Raw genomic sequence first — 19,319 nt, forward strand, 5'->3', positions numbered from 1 at the left:
TTACCCTGCGTTTCCGACTTGTTGGGGTGGGGCAACCTTCGTTGCGATTAGCGCTAGGTGTTCGTTTACCTGTGTTAGCAACGCGTTCGCTTGTACTTGGAGCGGTTCCTTCTGTCCGGCTCGTTCATTGGCTCGGGCTGCGGAATAGGCCGCAACCGATCCTCGCTCTAGGGCTCCGAATGTCGGGGTATCGGCTTTGCGTTCGGGTTCCTTTTCTTCGCCTAGTCGGGTCGCGGCGTCGCGGCTCGCTCGCGCGAAGGTTTGGAAGTCGATCGCGCCGACGTTAAGTAGCTTTGAGAGGTCGGCAATTTCGGCGTTTAGCTGTTGTTGCGGTGTGGCAAACTGCTTTTGAAGTTCGGCGCCTTGGGCCATCAGTTCTTGGTTTTTCTCCAAGGCGGCTTTGGCGTCGGTCATTGCCTTAAACTCCCTTTGCTGCTCGGCCGTCGCTCCTTGTCGGGCTAGTCGCATCCGGTCGACGGCCGCGGCTCCATCTCGCAGCGTCTGGATTTCTTCGCGTAGTTGGTTTAGGCGTTCGGCCACTGCTTGCTTGTTCTGTTCGTCGGTGGCTGCCTTGGCGTCGGCGGCCGCTTTGGTTTTGTCTGCCGCTGCTTTCGCTGCTTCTTCTTGTGCTGCGATCGCGGATAGGTCCAGGCCTCCGCCTCCCTTGGCTGCTTGTGCCGCTTCTATCGCTGCGGCGCGTGCTTCGTTGATCTTCTCCAGGAACTTCTCCGCGCTTCCGAAGTCGAAACCTTGGTCTAGCGTTTCGAGGATTCCCGCAGCGTCTAGCGTCTTGGCTTGGTTCTGGAGCTTGCGAACCATGTCTAGCGCTTGGTAGATGTCGTAAGCGAACCCGGCGCCTATGGCGAGGTTGTCGATTACCGGTCCAATGGCTTGGGCGGTGGTTCTGAATCCGCTAGCCATTTCAAGAATACTTTGGTTGATGACAGTCAGAACGGGCGCGGACTCCGCTGCGAGTTGGCGGAATACTCCGGTTGATAGTTGCTTGGTTCGTCCCCAGGCATCGTTCGCGGCTTCTACTGCCTTGGCTTGGGCTTCGCTGATCGTGAGGCCCAGCGTTTCGGCTACTGCGATACTCGCGTTAATCGCGGCCGGGCCAGCTCGCAGCGTGTTCACATAGGCTGCGCCTTCCTCTTCGAATAGTCGGAAGGCTAGGACCAATTGATCCGACGGGTTTTTCATGTTGGCCGTAGCCGCTGCGAGTTGGCGCATTGCGTCGACCGGTCCAGCGCGCAGGAGGTCGCCGGAGTCTAGGCCGATGGCTTTTAGTTGGTCGTCGAGGGCGCCGCCGTTCCGCTCGGCCTCGGTCAATCTGATTTGAAGCTTTTGGACGGCCTTGTCTGCAATCTCCGCGCCTTTGCCGGTCGTCTCTTCGGTCAGGAGTCGGAAGCCAGCCAGCTCTCGGAATGTGACGTTAGCGATTGCCGCGCTCTTGGCTATCTTGTCGATTTCTCCCATCTGAACACCCACACCGCGAATCGTGACGGCCGCGGCTACTGCGGACGATGCGACCGCGACGAAAGCGCCGGCGATTGCTGCGCCTGTTGCTACTCCGGCGACCGACATTCCCCGTAGGGCGGTTGTGCCGGCGTCGGCCGCTGCGGGTACGCTGCTGATCTTCTTCGCGCTGCCTTCGATGGTGTTCCCGTCGTCGAAGTAGTTGTGCCGGCCGGCATAGGATGTTGCGGGGTTGTAGCGTGCAAGTCCGGTCGCCGCTCGGGAGGTGATGCGCAGTTGTCCGCTGTGCTTCGAAGCCGCGGCCATTCCGACGGCCGCGCGGAATGCGTCGTCCGCGAATGAGTCCATACTTGCGGCGGCGGCCTTCGTTTCCCTGGCTGTGTCGAAAGCGTCTTTAGCGACTTTTGCCGCTTTGGTGGTCGCGAATGCGGCGGCAATTGATGCGAAGGCAGTAGCGGCCGCGGTGGCACCTGGCACCGCTGCGAGAATGCTGGCACCCATGGCGCCCAGTGGTGCGAGCACTGCTTCGGCCGTTTTGCCAATGGCGCTAACGTCCTTGTCGAATTTCTTCACTCGGCCGGTGCTTCGGTCTAGCCCGCGGTCAAGCTTCTCTGTTCGGGCGCCAAGCGTGATGTCTAGGTTTTCGATTACGGACATTATCAGCTCGCCCCTGTTAGTGTTCGGATTCCGGCGACTAGTTCGCGCCGATAGATTCTCATTGCGGCCGTTCGCTTGGACTTGGCCGCGCGCTTCATAAACTTTTGTCCCTTAATCACTCGGCGGGCAGCGTTTCGGCGTTGGACTTCGAGCACTTGGTCGGAGGTCCTGTGCTTGCGTCGTGGAACTCCTAGGCTCTCGTTGGTTGCTCGCTTGCCTGCTTGCCAGCCGTATTCGATTTGGCCGGCATAGAAAAAACGGCCGTTGAACTGTCGGTCGTTTTTGTTGGTGGTTACTCTCGAGCCAATTTGGCGACGGGAGCGGGCCATTGAGCGAACTTTGATTGAGCGGCGCAGCCGGCCGGAGCGAACGGGCGCCAGTCGCTTGGCTTCCTCTTGTACTGGTTTCAATGCAACTCGGCTCGCTCGCCGAATTAGCGTTTTGGCTTTGCCCGATTTGAGCGCGTTCAATTTCGCGTTTAGCGTTGCCGATCCGGTCACAAGGTAGGGGGCCATTGTCTAGCCTCGGTTTCGTAGTCGATCCGTGGCGATGGCGTGGTACTCCGCGGACGACTCGCAGCCGATGTAGCGGCGGCCGCTTTCGATTGCTGCTAGTCCGGTCGTCGCGGCCCCTTGGAATGGGTCTAAAATCGTCGCGCCTGGCGGGGCGATTTCGACAAGCTCGCGCATTAGCTCAAGTGGCTTTTGCGTCATGTGCAGCTTGCCGTTTTGGATGGTCCTGTGCTCAAATACGCCCGGTAGGTAGACATCACTCGGCCTATCTAATTTGCCTGGGGCTCGCGCGTGGAGAATCAGCTCGGTTTGGCTTCGGAATCCGTTGCGGTTTGGCCTGGCTGCGTTTCCCTTGTTCCAGGTCGCGGTCCCTCGCAGTCCGAAGCCAGCACCCCCTAGGACTTCGATTAGGCGGCTTAGGCTTCTCCAATCGCAGAACATTAGGACATCGGCGCCGGGCATCGCTACGCGTCGCATTTGGTGGGCAACGGCTAGCATCATTGCCGACCAGGCCTCCGGCAGCATTGAGTCGCCGTCTAGCTCTGGTAGCTTCTTGCTTTCGCTGTTCTGGTACTTGGTGGAACTCTTCGCTAGTGCTCCGATCATGGTCCCAGCGCCGGACGCATAGGGCGGGTCTGTGATGAATGCGGCAATTGTCGAATCGTCGATTCGCTGCAGCATCTGTTGGGCCGGTCCGTGGTGGATTGTCCAGCCTTTACCCTTCGCCGGTTTCGTCTGGAGGCGTCGGCAGCGCTCGCACAATTTGGGGGCCATGTTTTCGGGTTTCCGTTTCGGCTTCGGAAGTCGTGACGATTGGCAAGAATGCCTCGAATAACTCCTCCGCGGTTTGCTCTGGTTGTGGTTCGTGGCAGAAAGCTTCGGGCGCGTTGCCGGACATTGCCGCGGCGTATAGGTCGGTTCGTTCGTAGCCGATCCGTTCTAGGTGGGAAAGCGCGACTAGCTCGGCGTAATCTATTGAGGAGATGCAACGCAGCCATGCGCGGCGGCTCGGGTAGCCCAGGGAGAGGGCTACCCGCCATTGCCACCGGCGTTCTCGGGCTGCGTCGCCGGCTAGTTTTTTTCTAGCTCGTCAATGTCGGCCTTGGTCAGTCCGTTAATTCGCGCGGCAGTGTTGAAAATGCGGCTCGCTGTTTTGCCGCGTTTCTTGCCGATCGTCTCCGCGGCTTCTACCTGGCGGCCGATAAAGGTTCGGTTGCGGCTCGCGTCGCAGATACAGTAAGCGGCGCACCATGCGCGGAAGCCGATACCATCCTCTTCGTCGCGTTCTCGCTTGTAGTCGCCCCAGCTCTGTTCTAGTTCGTCGCGTTCGTCGGCGGTCAGCTCAGCTACGTACACTTGCGAGCCTGCTTTCCATTCGTGGGTGACCACCGGCACTGCTCGCAGCTTGTCGGCGGTCAGGATGTCGGCGCCGCTTAGGATGTTGGTTTCGTCCAGCGTCTTGGGTTCGGCTAGTTTGGCTTCGGTCTTGGCTTTAAGGTTGCTCATGGGTTTGGATCCGGTCTTGGGGTTGTTGGGGCAGTTGGGGCCGTGTCAAAATGTGCGCGCCGCGCGTCGCGGTCGGCCCCAACGGTTTCAGGCTCGGCGCGGCGCGCACTGAATCGTGGTTAGCTGGCGATCGTGCGAGTTACTGGGGTAGTCAAACGCACTTCGACGGAACGCTTGATTAGCGTTTTTTTCTCGACTTGGTTGGGGGATAGTTTGAGAATCCGGCCGCTAAATGCGTCGGTAACTATCGGCGTGAACATTGCCCAGACGATTTCGAAAGCGCCCTCGCGGTCCTCGGGGTCTGTTTCATCGAAAAGCGCGTCGAGAAGTTCGCTATTGGTGTCGCCTGGTTCCCAGACGACTTCGAACTTTAGCATTCCTTCGTTGGGTGGGTCCGCGTCCAGAAAATCTTCGGCGTCGTCCTCCATGCACGTAACGTCGACTTCCTCGCGCGATCGTTCGGGAGGCGTGAAGTTCAATAGACAACCGATCGTTGTCCCGTCCAGTTTCAAAAGGGGCTTGTTCCCTAGTCTCTTGCGTGGCATTTGTGCCTCCGTGCGTTGGTGTTGGTTTAGAGTGGCAGAATGTAAACGGCGACTTGTAAGGCGTGGACGTAGTCGGGCAGTTCTTCGCCGATGCTTTGGAACGTGTAGTCGTCGTCGGCGTCTTCAACTTCGACTAGTTGCACTAGTTCGGCGCCTGCTTCACCTTCGAAGGCTTCGAGTGTTTCGATTATCTTCCCGACGATGGTTTCGGCGTCTTTATCGCTGACAATCTCGAACGTGTAGCGCTCAATTCTCAGCGTCTCGCTGTTGTCTATGTCGGTCTCTTTGTCGCGGCCGTTTCGGGTGTACCATACGTGAGGGAATTCCGACGGTTGCGGGATTTCCTGGTAATGCAGCCGGCCGGCTATTGCGGTCGCTAGTGTTGGGTTCGCCAGTAGTGCCTGGCGTAGTAGCTTGGGAATCGAAAAGTAACTCACGGGCGCCGATCCTCTCCGCATAGAATCGTTAATTCGCGGCGGCTCGCGTCGGGGTCTATAATCGCTTTGATTTCGAAGATTCGGCCGCGGTAGGTCAGCCGGTCGGTAGACTTGGCATCAGGAAACCAGCGAACGGCGATCGCGATAGACGCGTCCGCTGCTACTTGCTTCGCTTTCTCGGCTTCGCGGCCGCTTAACTCCTTCACCTCTGCCCAGCGCGTGGCGTATGTTTCCCAGTCGCCGGCGTCGCGTTTAGCGCGTCCTAGGTCGTCTAGTTGTTCGTCGCGGCGTTGGAAGCCTACGCGATGTCTAAAGCGTGATTGCTGGCGAACTGCGGTCATGGGTGGTTACTCGCACAAGTCGAAGGAGTCGAATTCGCCGACGGCCGCGGCCGAATCAATTAGGGCATCAATGCCTAGGGGGACGGTGTTAGCGCCGCCTAGAATCGCGCCTTCGCGTTGTTCGAACCACCAACTAATGAGCATCAGTAGGGCGCGGTTCCACTTCCTCGGGACCGCCTGGGGATCGGCCCAGCCGGCTTTGAACGAAATGCGGACCGCGTCGGGCGTCGCTTTGGTCTCGGGCCATCCTGCCCAGTCTTTGAGGGCGATGCGTCCGCGGTCGTCGTCACCTTTGCGAATGGCGATTTCCTCGGCGGCGATCGTTGCTTCCGATCCATCGGCCGCGGTGTAGGTGATAGATTCGACCGATTGGAGGGGCCAGCGTGGCAGATTAAGCCACTTTGAGCGCGGGAAGGCGTCTATTGTCATTTCCCACGTTGTGGTCGTTAGGCTGCATCCTGTGCGGTCTTCGAAGTAGCTTCTCGCTTCTTCCAGCAAGTCGGCGAGCATGTCGTCGTGCTCGTCTCCGTCTACTGAGCAATTAGCGCGGGCCTTTTCCAGGGTGACCACGTCTTCGTCCGCGTAGGCGGTCTTCCTGATTCCGTATCGGTAGCGATCCATCGCGGCGATTATCTCGGCTTAGGGTTTGGGCGTTGGTGGGAGCACTTTTAGCGTTGGGTTTCGCGGCGTGTGGTCGATCACGTATTGTGCCGCCTCGGCTCCGTTGATGCTTACGAAGTGGTCCTTCCACTTCGGCCGCGGCGGTCCCTCTTCGAGCGTCAAGCGGTAGCCGTGGACTTGTGCATCGTTCTTCCCGATGTCTTCTAGGTGCGTCGTAATCACGTCCTTTAGAAGGTTAATTTCGGTCTCTAGGGCTCGCGCGTCTGACTCAAGCGCGCTTTTCCTTTTCTTCAAATCGGAATAGCGGGCTAGCTGTTCTTTCTTTGGCTTTGCCATCCTGGCCGGCCTTTACGTTCGGGGCTTACTTGTTCCAACCGCGCGAGGTCGCGCGGTTGGGTGTGATTTCTTGCGGCTTAAATTGACAAGCTAGGCGGCGGGCGACTTCGCGCGGCGCCGTTTCGTTTTGGTTGGTGCGGCCGGTTCGGTGGCTCCCGCCTGGCTTGTCTTGTTCGTTGGCGTTTTCGCGTCAGCTTTCGCGACCTTCGTCTCCGCTTTGGCGGCTTTCGGCTCACTCTTGGCCGGCTTCGTCTCGGGCTCGGGCTCGGCGGGGTAGTGCTTTTCGGTTCGTCCTTCGTCCTGTTTGGCGTTGAACGGTCGGGCGTACCTCGCATCTAGGAAGCTCTGGGCGTCCTCTTGTGAGCAAATGCAAATATTGCCGGGCTGAATGTCGATCCCTGCACCAGCTAGTGAGGTCAACATGACGATTTTGGTTTTGGGCATTGGGGCCTCCTTTGTTGGGGTCGTCTATTGCCGCAAGCCGGCCGCCGATTGCTCGACGGCCGGCCGTTGGCCTGCGCTTCTAAGGGTTTGCGGGTTGGCTTAGGTCTTCTGCACCATCTTCTTGACGGCCGTTTGGGCGTCCGCGGTGGGTCGCATCAACTTGCCGTCAACTCGGATATATCCGAGGAAACCGATTTGCAGCTTTTCCACAAAGCGTTCGTTGGCGCGAACCACTCGAACATTCTTCACGCGTCGCAACTTGTAGTCGCTCAGGCGTCCGAAAATCGCTGTAATTTCGGTCGCGGCTACCGTGTTGGCCATGTGCTGGTTGTACGCGTAGGGCTTGTTATTGAGCTTGTCGGGCTGTCCGTCCCGCATGCTCTGCTGCCAGAGTTGGCGGCCTTCCAAGTCCTTCAACAATCGCAGGTACTTTAGAATGTTATCGTGGAACATATACTGGGACTCGTCGCGGTAGGCGGGGTCCACAGAGTGTTCCAATCCGATAATGTCGTCCAGGGCAATCGCGGTTTGTGCCGCGGTCGTGTGCCCGGTCGGTGCGTCCAGGGTGATACCCTTACACTGCTTGGTACCGTTTCCGGTCGTCGCCGATCGGTTGATGGAACGGCCGAGGCGTTCTCCCATCACCATGGCGAGAATCATTTCCATATTGAAAAGCGAATCTTCATCCAGCGCCATAGGAACCTTGATCCACTTGCTGTGCAGCTCGTGGGCGTCCCATGAGAGTCGCGCGAATGTCGGGTTTGGCTCGCCGATAACTTGGGTGTCTTCGCTTTCGACCGCAACCCAGGCTCCTTCGTTGGCGGTGTCGTCGACGATCGGCCAATGGGTAGCTTCTCCGTTCTGAGTCGTCAGCGTGTCGACGTAGTTTAGGAAGTCGCCGTGCGCGAGCATTGCCATTTCTAGCATGGTGACGAAACTTTGCGGCACCAATTCAGCGCCGGCCGCGCTGGTGTACTTCGACAGGGCTCGCATTTCGCCGTTGTGGGCGAATGCTTGGCGCTGTGCTCGGGTCATCGAATAGGCCTCAAGCTGTACCGCGCGGTGTTGTTCGGTCGACAGGAGGGGAATTTCGATGTTCGCCTGCATCGGATCGAATTTGTTACGCTGGCAAGCCGCTCGCATTTCGTCGTTGAGAATCTTCGGGTTCTGCGAGATCATGCCGACGGCTAGCCAACTGCGGAAGGCGAGGCGTTTGTCGTTCTGGCGTTTCGCGTACTCGCTGGCTCCGTCGCGGTCCAGGCCGGCGTCGCCGTAGCTTCTTTCTTCGCCTGGCAACTTGTCGTCAAGGCCTGGCCGGTTTCCGGTGCGTCGGCTCGTTTCTTCGTCCTCGCGCAGGGATTCCATGCGGGTCGCCATTTCGTCGTCGTTGCTGGCTTCGATTAGCGCCTTTTCGTTCTCGTCGTATTGCTGGCTGACCGCCTCATAGGCTCCGCGGGTTTCTTCCGGCCAGCCTTCTTTGCCGTCCTTTCGGCGCTCGTTGTAGTCGGTGATGTGCTTTCGAAGCTCGGCGCCTAGTTTCTTTTTGTTCGTGCGCAGTTCTTCAAGCGATAGCGTTTTTTTTGTCATGGTGTTTTACCTTCCTTGGTGATGGTATTAGGGGCCGCCTCGCAGAGAGGCGACGAGCTTGTTCTAGGGTTGGGCGTGAACCGTTCCTAACTCGTCGCGTATGGACGCCGACAAATGCGTTAGAGGCTGGCTCCCTGAGCCTTTCGGCTGTGTCGGCGTGTGGACGTCGAACCGGGGGAAGCCGGGTGCACTGGTCGGTAGTTTACCGGGTGGCGTTCCATTTCCCGCAAATTTAGTTGATGCGCTGGAGGCGTTCGGCTTTGAGCATGCCTCCGAGTTCGGCCGCCTGGTTGATGGTCGGCCGCTTCTGCATCGTTTTGAGGTTGCGAATGCACAGCGCGTTCGCGGCTCGCCTGGCTGCGGTGTTGGGGCCGTATTCGGGGCCATTGGTCAGGCTTTGACTGTGCAGGCGGCGCATGCCTACAACGTCGCTTGCCCAGTGTGTTTTGAAGCCTGCCAACGCCAGGCGGTTGTCTAGGTCAAAATCCATCGAACACAATTCATCGGCGAAACCGTTTAGGAGTTCGAATATCGCGCGTTTAATTGTTCGAACTGAGTTGACGCAACGGCCGCCGGGTACGTGGTGGAAACATACGCCCGGGAGGATGGTGTGTTCGGTTTGCCGGCGGTCCAGTAGGTAGGGGTTTTGCTCATCGGTAAAGTTCTGCATTGCTCCCGATGTTTGGGCGTAGTCGCTCCCGATTAGGGTTTGTAGTTGCTTGGCTAGTCGGTGCGGCGTGCTGATGTCGTCCGCGTCTTGGATCGCTAGAAAGTCGCTCGCGGCTTCGTGGCGGGCGATGCTGTTGGCTATGCGATACGGTCCCATTCTCCGCGGCGTGGTGTAAAGTCTCACTTCGGGGTCGGTCTTGGCGATTCGTACCACCTCCGCGGGAATGTCGCATTGATCGGCGATTATGTGCAGGAAAGTGAATACCCTGCGTTGTTCGAGCATTGACTCGATCGACTCCGCAGCGAATCGGGCGTCGCCGCCGTGGAATGGGATTACAACGTCGACGTTTGCGTTTAGTGCCGCGGCGGTGTCCTGGTCGTATGTTGGAAGATCGGGCGCGGCGTTTGGTGTTGAGCGGTATAGCCGGCGGGCTTCGGTATAGGTGAAGATTGCGCGGCCTAGCTTTTGATTGACCCAGTTGTGCGCGTCGACTCCCCACATAAATAGCGAATCTTTCGTTTTGGTGTTTGGTGGGTTCCGCTGCATATAGCGCCGAAAGTCGGCTTTGCAGGCGGGGCAACCGTTGTATTCGTCCAGCCATTTCCACACCCAGGCCGCGTCGCGTCCGGTGTACCGGTGCAACTTGCCCCAATAGCTCGAGCTAGCCGTGTTGGCGGTTCCGTCGGCTAGTTTGTGGGTTGTGGTTCCACAGTGGCAATGGAGCGGTAGAACACTGGAGCGGACTAGGCGGCCGCAACCGTCGCATTTAATCAAAACCAACTCCTACCGTGAACAACGGGGCCGGATCGCGTAGACATTCCCACCAGTCGATCTCTCCCGATTCGCCGCCGATTTCCTCGGGCTCTGTGTAGATGGGGTCGGGCGGGTAGTGGAGTGATGCGCCCATTTCTCGGGAGATGTAGGGGGCGGGCGCGTCCGTGATGTCATTACATGGGAGGGTAGCGTCTAGGCGGTAGGTGTCGGTTCGATAGACCGCTTGTTCTGGTCCCTGTAGCGTTAGGGAAACTTTCACTTCGACGAATGGCCGGTCGGCTTGGTGTAGTTCTTTTGCGTTGGAGAGTCGCAGAACGATTTGCGCCGCGGTGATTCCCCACCATTGCCAGCCGGGAGGCGCGAAGAATTCGTGCTCTCCGCATATTGGGCCTATCGTTTTTGCGGTAAACGGTGCGCCCCAGCCTTCTGTGTACTCCTTCTCGGTTTGGGGCTCGAAATGCCAGCCGGCGTTGCAAGCGTTTTTAGCCGCTATGTATCCGTAGGTTCTTTCTATCCCGAATGTGTCGTGGATAATTTCGCGGGTCTCTGGTATCAGCACCCGGCCGGCTTCTATGGTGCTTCCCCATGGGGCTATTGTGTAGCTGCCTGCTATCGCGCTGCAGCACCCGTCGCCATAGCCATAACCTCGCAGCGATTGTAGGGCGATGCTCGTGGGATGCTTTCCGCAGTGCCAGCATGGAAAGCAGTTACATTGGCAGGCCGTCGGCATTGGGTTTAATCCTCGACGTATTCGAAGGGCGGCGTGGCACACTCGGGGGTAACTACCATCCACCAGCCGTCCATCTGAACCGCTAGGCCTTTGCTTCCGATTACTTGGGCGTAAGCGGTATCGACGTAAGCGCGGATTTCTTCGCCTGTTGTGATTGCGCCGCCCGGTATCTCGACAACGTCGCCGGCGGCTTCGTAGTAGTCCCCTTCGTTGGTCATTCCGGCCGTTAGGGTGTACGTTCCCCAGACCACTTCGCCGCCGTCGCCTCCGATTAGCTGGGGGCGCCTGAGCGGTTGCGTTCGCGCTCTCGAAACCGTCCCCGGTAGGTTGGCGATTTCTGTTAGGCGTTCGGCCGTTCCTTTGCTATGGCCGTATGTGGTCGGTTCCGTCATGTTTTAGCCTTCGAGTTCCAATAGTCGCAGGCGCATTTCTAGCGCTTCATCGTCGCCGGCTCGCAGTTGGGCGTCGCGTTCCTGCATCAGGGCTGCGCGCAGTGGGTCAACGTCTCCGGCCTTCGGTGCCTGGCCATCGGATCGCGTCGAACGGCCGGCCGCGGTCGCTTCGTAGGCTGGCCATGTTACCGGGCCAACGTCGAAAAGGTCTAGGTCGTGGACGTTGCGAATATATAGCCATTGTCCGTTGTCTAGCTTTTCCTCTTCCCAGACTACCTTGCGTGTGATGAATGCGAAACTCGAACCGGTAACGTCTCCGCGGTCAAGCTTGGCGCTCACTCGCTGGTGGTCTGGGTCGCTCGCGTCGGCGTCGATCTCATACGCCAGGCCTTCTTCGGTCAACGATAGGCGACAGGTTCCAGCGCTCACGCGACCTAGGATCGCGGCCGCGTCGTGGTTGTACAATGCGCGGGCGTCGTGGTTCTCGGCAATGGCTCGATCGAATGCGCCCGGGTGGATGCGTTCGACCATGTCATCCCACAGCCAGTATTCGGTCCCTGGGGCGTCGGCTCGATAGTAGACGGCCGCAATGCCTTTAATCGGCGAGGTCGCGTCCGCTCGCTTTACCGCGGCTAGGCTGTTCCTGAGTTGTCGCACTTCGGCGCGGGCGTTGCTTCTTTGGTGCATCGTTGTTCGTCCTTTTGGGTTTGGGATGTTCCGCGGGATAATCCGCGGCGCTATTCGGTCAGCTTTTGGAGGCGTCCGAGCTCCGATTGGATATCTAGCTCGAGTACGTCGCAGGCGGGGCCGATCATTTCGCGAATTGTTGGTTCCTCTTCGGTCCAGATTGCCGCGCGTGCGTCGGTTGTTTTGGCTCGTTGTAGTTTGATGCCTAGGCGATTGGTCGCGCGGTCGATCGCTCCGCGGGCTAGGCTTTCGGCGGCCGCCTGGCGCGTGTCTTCGTCGGTCGTTTGACCGTCGATAGGTTCCAGGTTTAGCGGTCGGTAGCGAACGTCTCCGCCTTCGTATGGGTTTAGGTTCTCCCAGTCTCGCGTCTCGTTGGGACTCCATCGGCCGTGGATAATTCCGGTGGTGGCTATCTCGCTGCGTGTCTTGGCGTCTGCCCAGTTTAGCGCGTTGATGTTGTAGTCCAGAAACACTTCGTCCGCGTCGATCTCTTCCGGCGTTCGAAGCTTCGCGTTGGCCTCGCAGCGAATACCGATTAGCCAGTGGCTTAGCGTTCCGTCGTGGTAGTCGCGAATTGCCATTTCGTCGGCGTTGTAGCTAGTGGCTCCTTCGACGGATAGCCGGCCGGCCTTGATGTTGAACATTCGCGCCACTTGGCGGGCGTCTTGTTCTTCCGATTCGGTCAACTGTGCCTTTTGTGGATCCACGTTCGTGGAGAACCATTTATAGCCGTCGCGCAAAACCAGCGTTTTGAATGCGTTATCTGATCCTGAGAACTTTTCTTTTAGCTTGGCTTCTACTCTCTCTTTGCTTGCTACGCTTTGGCCTGGTGGTACTGCTAGGACTCCGCCGGCCATTAAACCGGATTTGAAGAACTTGCTCTTGTACTTCGTTTTCGCGAGTGCCTGGCCGAACACTTCGCGGAATAGTCCGACTAGGTCCATACCGTGTAGGCCGTCGATTCCCAGGCCTTCGATATGGAACACTTCGTCGGCTTCGAGTGAGACAAGCCGGCCCGAAACTTCCGTCATGTATCGCAGCTTCCCCCGGTAGCGATAGGGCGTGGTTCGGTCGGGTAAGAGGTTGTAGATTCCCAGCACTTCGCCGCGGCCGTTCTTGTCAATCCATGCGTAGCCATTGTTCCACAGCAAAGCGGAAACCATCAACCGGCGCCAAAACTTAAACGCGTTCACTTCCTCATTGGGCCGGCCGACTAGGTTTACATATTTGAAGGCGTGGTGCTTGCGGTCCAGTGTTCGGCCGCCGGCCTTTAGGCGTCGCCAGGTTCCCATGGGGAGCTTGGCAACGTCGCCCGATATCATCGAAACCGCTTGATAGACGGCCGGGATTGATAGGGCGGACCGTTTCGATACTTGCTCTCCGGCGATACTTTCGACACTCGAAAAGTCGAGGGCGTTTAGCGTTTCGGTGCTGATCGGGTTTGCCGGGTTGTTTAGCGAATTGTTGTCGCGTGTTTCGTTCGTCCTTGTGTCAGAGAGCACAAGTAGCGAATGGTTTTCAATGGTCGCGGTTGCCATGTTTGGCCCTTGGTTTGCGTTAGATTACTTCGACTTCGTTGTTCTCGTAGTAGTCGCCTTCGTTCTCGATTCCGGCGACGATGTCGCTCAAGCTCATAATCATGGCTTGGGGGCCGTCCACCTTCCGGTAGTCGCCGTGCTTCTGTTTGATTAGTCGCTTGTCTTGGTTGGCGTTGGTCCTGGCTTGTGCGTTTCCGATCTGCCAAGTTAGGACCGGGTTTCCGTCGTGTCTTAGATCGTGTCCGATAATCTGCCGCTCTACTTCGCGGATAATCGGGCCATATTGCATAATGGTCTGGGGGAACTCCCAGCGAACGGCGCCCGTTTCGGTTTCGAGTCGTTGGGTCATCCACTCGGCCTGGAACAACGGGTCGTAGAAGAATTTGCAAATTCCCCAACGCTCCTGAATTGCGACCAGGTCGTCGAAAATCACGTTGTAGTCAATCACGTCGCCGGGGGTCAGTTTGATGTGTCCAGCGTCCGCCCATTGGCGATAGGGGACGCGTTTAGCCTGGCGTTCGGCTTCTCGCTCCGGTAGCCAAAAGTGAGGAATTACCGCTATCGTCTGGTCGTCGCGCTTGATCGAAACAACGGCCGCGTTTGTGTCGCGAACACTCGCAAAGTCTAGCCCTAGGTATGCGGTAAGTCCGTCGCGTGCCTGTTCTGCTAGTTCGTCGCGGTTGAATGCTTCGAAGCAATCCACCCGTCGCGTTTTGCGGGCTGTTGCTCCTGAATCCCAGTCCTCGATTCCGCGCGGGCAAGCTTCATCCAGCCAGGCGTTCTCGGCAGTCAACCAAATATTTAGCCGGAGTCGCAACCAGGCCGGCCACTGGCTCGGCTCCTGTTTGGCCGCTTCGTAGTCTTGTCGGAAGGTCGAAAGCTTGAGCGGGTGTTCCTTGGTACTTCCTAGGCTCGGGTTCGCCTTGTGCCAGGTCTTCTCGTCGTGTGGGTCGTCGTCTTTATCTGCCGCCCATATTTGGCCTAGGTGGGCTTCGTCGACTTGTCGGCCGCTGTTTACCGCCTTCGTTTTTTCGTGGACGGTTCGGCATGCGCTCTGCATATCGCTTCCCGCGGTGGTGATTGCTGCGAACACTCCCTCGGGTTGGCTGGCGAGCATCCACTTCAACGCGTTGTAAAATTCAAACCCTTTCCACCGGTGGAATTCATCGGCTAGGCAATGGCCGTTTACTCCGTCCGCGCTGTCAGGGTCAGCCGCTACGACGCTCCACGAGTTGTCCCCGTACTCGATCGAATAAAAGCCTTCTAGCTTGCGAATGTTCGCTTCGCTTTTGAGGTTCGGGTGATTTCTTACCTGTCGTACTGCGTGCATCAGGCAGCGTTCCGCCTGTTTGCGGGTCGTCGCTGCTAGATACAGGTTGATTTGTCGGTCCCATGAGTCACCAAATAGTAAGTAATTGCCAATTAAGGAAAGGAGCGGAGTTTTGCCGGATTTCTTCGGAACTTCCAAATACAAGTATCTGAACCGGCGAACCGGATAGCCCCACTCGGGCGATTCTTTTAGCCATCCGAATAGCCGGCCGGTTGCGGTGGCTTGCCACTCCATCAGCCGGAATGGTTTGCCTTTCCAGGGGCCTTCGGTTAGCGTGCCGTATTCGTCCGCGAATTCCAGCCAGTGGTCCGCGCGGTATGGGTCGAAGTAGCAACCGGCGATAATGGCGCGTTCGTCGGCCTCTTCGCCTTCACCTTGGCGGAGGTACTTGTACCATCCGGCGCGTTTCGCTTTTCCGATCGCGTCGAGCAACCGGGTCGTTTTGCGTCGTGCTGGTTTGGGTCGTTTCTTGGCTGCTGGGCTTCTTGCCACTGTCGGCCGTCCGTTCGTCCGTTAGTACACTGGGAAGTAGCCGGCGGCTACTTCGACTAGTCCGCCCCCTGTGATGTCGAATAGATACCACCGGAGCGTTCGCCGCTTCGCTGTTGTGGTCCCGCTTAGGTTGACTGTAACGGTCGGCGATTCGCGGGCGATTGCTCCATTTTCTAGCGTTGCTACGTTCGCCGCGCGGTAATCTTGGATGATTAGGCGCAATGTCGATTCGTCTAAGTCGATCGCGTCGCCGGCGGCGTCCTTTACCGGTATTTCCACCGCTCCCTCGTGGCCTATGCTCAGGTGGATAGATTGGTGGGGGCCGCGAATGACGACCGCGCCGCCGGTGTTGTTCTCGGTCTCGCGTCCGAAGTTTAACCCTATAAAGCTTGCCATCGATTATTCCTCTTTATATCCGCCTAGTTGTTCCGTGGCGGGGTTGGTCAAGTCGGCGCCGCTTGGTGTTAAGGCTGTCTTTTCGGGGATGATCTCGGTAGTGGTTCCGCGTCGGTAGGTTTTGAGTTTGAGCACTCCCCCGTCGGTTTCGAGGACTTGGTCGGCGGCGGCAATGTCGGCGGCCGTCTCCGCGTCGGTGAAGGCTTTGGCGATAACTTCGTCCGCCTTCATCGCGGCGACGATATCGGCAATTAGCGGTTCGTTGTCGAGCTGCTCGGTTCCGATCGTGGCGAACGTCGCCGGGCTGGTGAAAGCGCGGCTTAGTGTGTCGGTGTAGGCCTTCGGGAGCGTTCTCTCGAAGATTCCAATTAGGCTGAGCGTGCCGGCTAGCGGGTAGGTTGTGCCGCTCGGTTTTTCTTGTCCTATGGTGTGGTAGGGAGCGACCGCGGTTGACATACTAGCGCTAACACTTGCCAGAACCTTTTGCGTCTCTCCTACTCTGTTTTTGAGTCGTTGCGCGGTGTCGAATCGGTCATATTCGCCATAGAGTAGAACGGGCTCATTCTGCGGGACCGCTATGTCTGAGGTCAGCGAAACCGCGCCCGAACTTAGAATTGCGTAGAACTGGAAAAGCCCGGTCGCCGTCGTGATTCGGCTGATAATGCCACCTTGGCCGGCGCTGTTGTTGCTTAGGATTGATTGTTGGAGTGGGGCGCTGGTGTGCGGCTTCCAATTGACAATGGCAAGCATCGCCACTCGAAAGGAATTTTCGACGGCCGGGCTTATCAGCATTTTGCTACTTACGTCTGATCCGACGGGTCCGAATTTGATCCCGCCGAACGTCGCCTCGGTGTCCTCCTGAGTGTTTAGGACTGTTAGCGCTTTACTGCCTCCGGCCGCGAAGTTTACGCGATTCGCTCGATTGTCTGCGAGTCTGAGCGATCCGATATAAAGGTTAAGCGCTCCCATTCCCGCGGCGACTTCCTGCGGTGATTGGAGTTTGTCCTCGTTTTTGTCGGTGTAGTAGACTCGAATAACTCGGTCGGTGGTTCCGTCCAGCTCTAAGCGCACTAGCAAACCCGCGGCCGGCCTGGCCGGGTGTTGCAACATGGCCAGGGTAAAGTCTTCGTAGCCTTCATACCGGCCGGCTCCCATCCAAAATAAATAGGGCTCTACTCCGGCCACTCGGCCGAATGCGAAGTTTGGCCGGAAGTTGTGGGCTAGGCTTCCTGATGTTATTTCCTGGAGCTTTGCCCATGTGGAGCCAGTACGCTGCCAAATCTCGATTTCGCGAATTCCGGCCACTTCGCGGGCGACCGCTATTTTGCTTGCGTCGAGCGGGTCGAACACTGCTACGCCTGGGTAGGAAACGGACGGCGAATAGTGCGATACAAGTGGGCCGCCTTCGTCCATCACTTTGACACTCGACCAGGTTTCGGTGTCGGCGTCGTAGGTCGCGTGGTAGAGGTCGTGGTTTCGTTCGTCGTGGTTTGGGTAAACGTAATAAAGGGCGTGGACGACTCCTTCGGCGTCCTGTGTGATGTCTCCCACCCACCGCGAATCGTCGCCTACATCCGTTGCGATGATGCTAGACGCTCCGTAGTCCGTGTGGACGATCGGGAGCGTTAGCGCGTCGCCGTTCATTTCCGCCCACCCGCTCCCGCTGTTGTACTGAAGCGCGTAGATTGGCCGGTTGCCGGTCAAGTCGAGGGCAACACCCGCCGAGTCGTTGGCAATAAAGGAATTGACGTTGTTTTCTTTCTTCGTGCAAACAATTAAGAATTTATCAACTCCATTCGTCCAGAATCGCGGGTAACACTGGAAGGTTCCATGGTCGATAAAGTCGACTTGCGCAGACCAGGTTGCGCCGTCGTCGGTCGACGTAACGTAGTACCAGGCGTCGGCACCATCGTGGCGGCCGAATAGATAGATTTTGTCCTCTCCGCTTAGCCTCCATAGCTGCGTGTAGGATAGGATTCCCTCCACCGTGGGCGTGATTGAATATTCCGCATCCCATGCGCTGCCGTCGTTGGGGTTGGTGGAAACTCGGAACTTTACCGTGTTCCTTTCGTTGTGCTCGCAGTAGGCCACCAAATATCGGCCGTCGGATCGAATGCAAATTGACGGGTTGTTGTGGTCGTCGCCTTCTAGGTCGGTCGTACTTAGGAGGATATCCTGTTGCGTCTTGGTGTCGTGGTTGTTGATGGAAATGTGCCGCGCCCCTTGTTGGTTCACCCATCCGGTGAGCGTGTTGTTCCCAACGGGGTCGTAGACTGCAACGGGCTGAGTGAACCAGGTCCAGCCGCCGTTCGATCCGCAAATGTGGCCCTTCGGAATCAAGCAGGCAGGGACGGGGGTTTCTCCGTCGTCCTCGGTGACGTATACGTTTCGGCCGGTGGGGAAGACGGCCGCCTGCAGCTGGGCGTCGGTGCTTAGGTCGATTGGGAAGATACCATTCGCTTTGCCTGCTTGGATGCTTGCCGGAATCGTTACTCGCTTGAATCTTCGGCTCATTATTCTTTGCCTTCTTCGTTTGCGTATTTCTTCTGCGCGAATTGAGTTAGTGGGGAGACTCCGCGGGCTTTTACTCCGCCGTGTTTTCCTAGTTGGGCTAGTGCGTTGGGTGTCAGCCCGAATTTTGCCCATAGCTTTTGAAGGTTTGCGTTTGCCTTGTCGCGCTGTGTGACTTGTGGCGTCACTTGTTCGTATCCGCTGTTCGTCGTGAAGGTCATGCGCGAGGGGTCCGCCTCCAACCATTGGCTGAGCGTGCGATACTCTTGCCAAGTCTCACAGAGCACTCGGAACGTGTCGGTGTGTAGCGGTGTTAGAATTCCGAGTTCGACAAGCTGGGGCGCTAGGCGTTCCCAATAGTTTCGCGCGTAGGGGCCGAGATCTTCTGGTGGTTCGGGTACTTCTGCTAGGGGCTCGCTTTTGGCTTCGGTTTTCGGCTTACGGCCGCGGCGTGTCTTGGCCATTGTTGGTGCCTATTGTCCGGCGGCGGTCTTCTGATCGTGGCAGCGCTTGCAGAGTGGTTGCCAATTGGATTGGCGCCAAAATAGCGCCTTGTCGCCTCGATGTGGGATGATGTGGTCGATGATGGTGGCGGCGATAATTCGGCCGCGTTTCTCGCATTGCCGGCAGGCCGGATTGTCAGAAAGGAAGCGGCGGCGGGCGACTCGCCAACGTCGATCGTATCCGCGTTGCGTGGAGTTGGGCCGCCCGGCCGCTAGTCTGTTTGCGGGATTGCTCCCGCGTTGCTTCCTTCGGTCAAATCGCTTCGCTCGCTCGGCCATTACTCCGGCTTCGGCCTTATTCCGGTGGCTGTCTCGAGCAGGCCTTCAAGGGTTCGCCAAAATTGAAAATAATCCAAAATCGGGTTGAGTAGGTCGGACATCACGCAATAGCGAATCGCAAACGGGCTGCGATGGTGTTCGGCGTGGTGCTTGGGGCTTTGGAGGATCCCCGTTTCTTGGATGGCAGCAATTAGCGGCGATACCTTTCCCTTGTTGTGCGCCCAGGCGTGTATCTCGTTTGCCTGGCTCACGAACACGAACACCAGGCCGACGGGGTGCCAGAATGTAAAGGCAAGGCCAACGGCCGCGGGTACTATCGTCGTCCAGTTTCGCGACCAATAGCTTTGGAATAGAAAAGCGGTCGGTTGCTCATGGTGCAACGTGTTAGGCTTGGCGATGTACTTGCCGACAATTGGCCAAGTCTCGTCGAAATAGCGGTCTTCTAGCCAGTGCCAGAAGCCCGCCAGTAGGTCGGCGGCTAGATAGCTGGCAACAATCCAGCCGATTAGATAAAACACTTTTCGAGCTCCGTCTCGTGGTGTGGTTTCGGGTGGG

Annotated in this window: 22 protein-coding genes; all 22 read right to left on the minus strand. The window is 57.8% G+C overall.

Going from position 1 to position 19,319, the window contains the following annotated elements:
* A complete protein-coding gene (locus Q31a_RS12350) occupies window positions 1-2,133 on the minus strand; it encodes a hypothetical protein (protein WP_145077987.1) in 2,133 nt (710 codons plus the stop codon).
* A gap of 2 nt (window positions 2,134-2,135) precedes the next feature.
* A complete protein-coding gene (locus Q31a_RS12355) occupies window positions 2,136-2,648 on the minus strand; it encodes an HK97 gp10 family phage protein (protein ID WP_145077989.1) in 513 nt (170 codons plus the stop codon).
* A 3-nt stretch (window positions 2,649-2,651) separates the two neighbouring features.
* Window positions 2,652-3,419 (minus strand): DNA-methyltransferase, encoded by a 768-nt coding sequence (locus Q31a_RS12360; RefSeq protein ID WP_145077991.1) that lies wholly within the window; start codon window positions 3,417-3,419, stop codon window positions 2,652-2,654.
* Between the two features lie 297 nt (window positions 3,420-3,716).
* Entirely contained in the window at window positions 3,717-4,151 is a 435-nt protein-coding gene (locus Q31a_RS12365; RefSeq protein ID WP_145077993.1) for a hypothetical protein, read from the minus strand.
* Window positions 4,152-4,270: 119 nt separating this feature from the next.
* Window positions 4,271-4,696: a phage tail protein gene (locus tag Q31a_RS12370; protein ID WP_145077995.1), complete on the minus strand. Its 426-nt coding sequence runs from the start codon at window positions 4,694-4,696 to the stop codon at window positions 4,271-4,273.
* Between the two features lie 26 nt (window positions 4,697-4,722).
* Window positions 4,723-5,133 carry a tail completion protein gp17 gene (gene gp17 / locus Q31a_RS12375; protein WP_197356775.1) on the minus strand — a complete coding sequence of 137 codons (411 nt, stop codon included), beginning with the start codon at window positions 5,131-5,133 and terminating at the stop codon, window positions 4,723-4,725.
* Window positions 5,130-5,474, minus strand: coding sequence for a phage head closure protein (locus tag Q31a_RS12380; protein WP_145077999.1), 345 nt, complete (start codon window positions 5,472-5,474; stop codon window positions 5,130-5,132). The genes gp17 and Q31a_RS12380 overlap by 4 nt, the downstream gene beginning before the upstream one ends.
* Before the next feature lie 6 nt (window positions 5,475-5,480).
* Window positions 5,481-6,095, minus strand: coding sequence for a head-tail connector protein (locus Q31a_RS12385; protein WP_145078001.1), 615 nt, complete (start codon window positions 6,093-6,095; stop codon window positions 5,481-5,483).
* A gap of 18 nt (window positions 6,096-6,113) precedes the next feature.
* A complete protein-coding gene (locus Q31a_RS12390) occupies window positions 6,114-6,431 on the minus strand; it encodes a hypothetical protein (protein WP_145078003.1) in 318 nt (105 codons plus the stop codon).
* A gap of 90 nt (window positions 6,432-6,521) precedes the next feature.
* Complete coding sequence (locus tag Q31a_RS12395; RefSeq protein WP_145078005.1) at window positions 6,522-6,875, minus strand: hypothetical protein; 354 nt, start codon at window positions 6,873-6,875, stop codon at window positions 6,522-6,524.
* Between the two features lie 99 nt (window positions 6,876-6,974).
* A complete protein-coding gene (locus Q31a_RS12400) occupies window positions 6,975-8,462 on the minus strand; it encodes a phage major capsid protein (protein WP_145078007.1) in 1,488 nt (495 codons plus the stop codon).
* Between the two features lie 232 nt (window positions 8,463-8,694).
* Window positions 8,695-9,906: an ERV1/ALR-related protein gene (locus tag Q31a_RS12405; RefSeq protein WP_197356776.1), complete on the minus strand. Its 1,212-nt coding sequence runs from the start codon at window positions 9,904-9,906 to the stop codon at window positions 8,695-8,697.
* Window positions 9,899-10,465: a hypothetical protein gene (locus tag Q31a_RS12410; RefSeq protein ID WP_145078011.1), complete on the minus strand. Its 567-nt coding sequence runs from the start codon at window positions 10,463-10,465 to the stop codon at window positions 9,899-9,901. Before Q31a_RS12410 ends, Q31a_RS12405 begins: the two co-directional genes overlap by 8 nt.
* A gap of 176 nt (window positions 10,466-10,641) precedes the next feature.
* Window positions 10,642-11,028 (minus strand): hypothetical protein, encoded by a 387-nt coding sequence (locus tag Q31a_RS12415; RefSeq protein WP_145078013.1) that lies wholly within the window; start codon window positions 11,026-11,028, stop codon window positions 10,642-10,644.
* A 3-nt stretch (window positions 11,029-11,031) separates the two neighbouring features.
* A complete protein-coding gene (locus Q31a_RS30160) occupies window positions 11,032-11,715 on the minus strand; it encodes an HK97 family phage prohead protease (RefSeq protein ID WP_197356777.1) in 684 nt (227 codons plus the stop codon).
* Between the two features lie 50 nt (window positions 11,716-11,765).
* Window positions 11,766-13,253, minus strand: coding sequence for a phage portal protein (locus Q31a_RS12425; protein ID WP_145078018.1), 1,488 nt, complete (start codon window positions 13,251-13,253; stop codon window positions 11,766-11,768).
* Between the two features lie 19 nt (window positions 13,254-13,272).
* Window positions 13,273-15,075: a terminase large subunit gene (locus tag Q31a_RS12430; RefSeq protein ID WP_145078021.1), complete on the minus strand. Its 1,803-nt coding sequence runs from the start codon at window positions 15,073-15,075 to the stop codon at window positions 13,273-13,275.
* 21 nt (window positions 15,076-15,096) lie between these two features.
* Entirely contained in the window at window positions 15,097-15,471 is a 375-nt protein-coding gene (locus Q31a_RS12435; RefSeq protein WP_145078023.1) for a hypothetical protein, read from the minus strand.
* Window positions 15,472-15,474: 3 nt separating this feature from the next.
* Entirely contained in the window at window positions 15,475-17,985 is a 2,511-nt protein-coding gene (locus Q31a_RS12440) for a BNR-4 repeat-containing protein (protein ID WP_197356778.1), read from the minus strand.
* Window positions 17,985-18,446: a phage terminase small subunit P27 family gene (locus Q31a_RS12445; protein WP_145078027.1), complete on the minus strand. Its 462-nt coding sequence runs from the start codon at window positions 18,444-18,446 to the stop codon at window positions 17,985-17,987. The genes Q31a_RS12440 and Q31a_RS12445 overlap by 1 nt, the downstream gene beginning before the upstream one ends.
* Before the next feature lie 9 nt (window positions 18,447-18,455).
* Window positions 18,456-18,764 carry an HNH endonuclease signature motif containing protein gene (locus tag Q31a_RS12450; protein WP_145078029.1) on the minus strand — a complete coding sequence of 103 codons (309 nt, stop codon included), beginning with the start codon at window positions 18,762-18,764 and terminating at the stop codon, window positions 18,456-18,458.
* Complete coding sequence (locus tag Q31a_RS12455) at window positions 18,764-19,282, minus strand: fatty acid desaturase CarF family protein (protein ID WP_197356779.1); 519 nt, start codon at window positions 19,280-19,282, stop codon at window positions 18,764-18,766. Before Q31a_RS12455 ends, Q31a_RS12450 begins: the two co-directional genes overlap by 1 nt.
* Window positions 19,283-19,319 lie beyond the last annotated feature (37 nt).

This window comes from Aureliella helgolandensis (assembly GCF_007752135.1).
Classification (GTDB): domain Bacteria; phylum Planctomycetota; class Planctomycetia; order Pirellulales; family Pirellulaceae; genus Aureliella; species Aureliella helgolandensis.

Excerpts from the sequence above, each read along its gene's own strand:
- Q31a_RS30160 (WP_197356777.1), bottom strand. The coding sequence starts at position 11,715 with ATGCACCAAAGAAGCAACGCCCGCGCCGAAGTGCGACAACTCAGGAAC.
- Q31a_RS12365 (WP_145077993.1), bottom strand. The coding sequence starts at position 4,151 with ATGAGCAACCTTAAAGCCAAGACCGAAGCCAAACTAGCCGAACCCAAG.
- Q31a_RS12360 (WP_145077991.1), bottom strand. The coding sequence starts at position 3,419 with ATGGCCCCCAAATTGTGCGAGCGCTGCCGACGCCTCCAGACGAAACCG.
- Q31a_RS12395 (WP_145078005.1), bottom strand. The coding sequence starts at position 6,875 with ATGCCCAAAACCAAAATCGTCATGTTGACCTCACTAGCTGGTGCAGGG.
- Q31a_RS12415 (WP_145078013.1), bottom strand. The coding sequence starts at position 11,028 with ATGACGGAACCGACCACATACGGCCATAGCAAAGGAACGGCCGAACGC.
- Q31a_RS12450 (WP_145078029.1), bottom strand. The coding sequence starts at position 18,764 with ATGGCCGAGCGAGCGAAGCGATTTGACCGAAGGAAGCAACGCGGGAGC.
- Q31a_RS12435 (WP_145078023.1), bottom strand. The coding sequence starts at position 15,471 with ATGGCAAGCTTTATAGGGTTAAACTTCGGACGCGAGACCGAGAACAAC.
- Q31a_RS12350 (WP_145077987.1), bottom strand. The coding sequence starts at position 2,133 with ATGTCCGTAATCGAAAACCTAGACATCACGCTTGGCGCCCGAACAGAG.
- Q31a_RS12385 (WP_145078001.1), bottom strand. The coding sequence starts at position 6,095 with ATGGATCGCTACCGATACGGAATCAGGAAGACCGCCTACGCGGACGAA.
- Q31a_RS12370 (WP_145077995.1), bottom strand. The coding sequence starts at position 4,696 with ATGCCACGCAAGAGACTAGGGAACAAGCCCCTTTTGAAACTGGACGGG.
- Q31a_RS12380 (WP_145077999.1), bottom strand. The coding sequence starts at position 5,474 with ATGACCGCAGTTCGCCAGCAATCACGCTTTAGACATCGCGTAGGCTTC.
- Q31a_RS12355 (WP_145077989.1), bottom strand. The coding sequence starts at position 2,648 with ATGGCCCCCTACCTTGTGACCGGATCGGCAACGCTAAACGCGAAATTG.
- Q31a_RS12425 (WP_145078018.1), bottom strand. The coding sequence starts at position 13,253 with ATGGCAACCGCGACCATTGAAAACCATTCGCTACTTGTGCTCTCTGAC.
- Q31a_RS12400 (WP_145078007.1), bottom strand. The coding sequence starts at position 8,462 with ATGACAAAAAAAACGCTATCGCTTGAAGAACTGCGCACGAACAAAAAG.
- Q31a_RS12390 (WP_145078003.1), bottom strand. The coding sequence starts at position 6,431 with ATGGCAAAGCCAAAGAAAGAACAGCTAGCCCGCTATTCCGATTTGAAG.
- Q31a_RS12440 (WP_197356778.1), bottom strand. The coding sequence starts at position 17,985 with ATGAGCCGAAGATTCAAGCGAGTAACGATTCCGGCAAGCATCCAAGCA.
- Q31a_RS12445 (WP_145078027.1), bottom strand. The coding sequence starts at position 18,446 with ATGGCCAAGACACGCCGCGGCCGTAAGCCGAAAACCGAAGCCAAAAGC.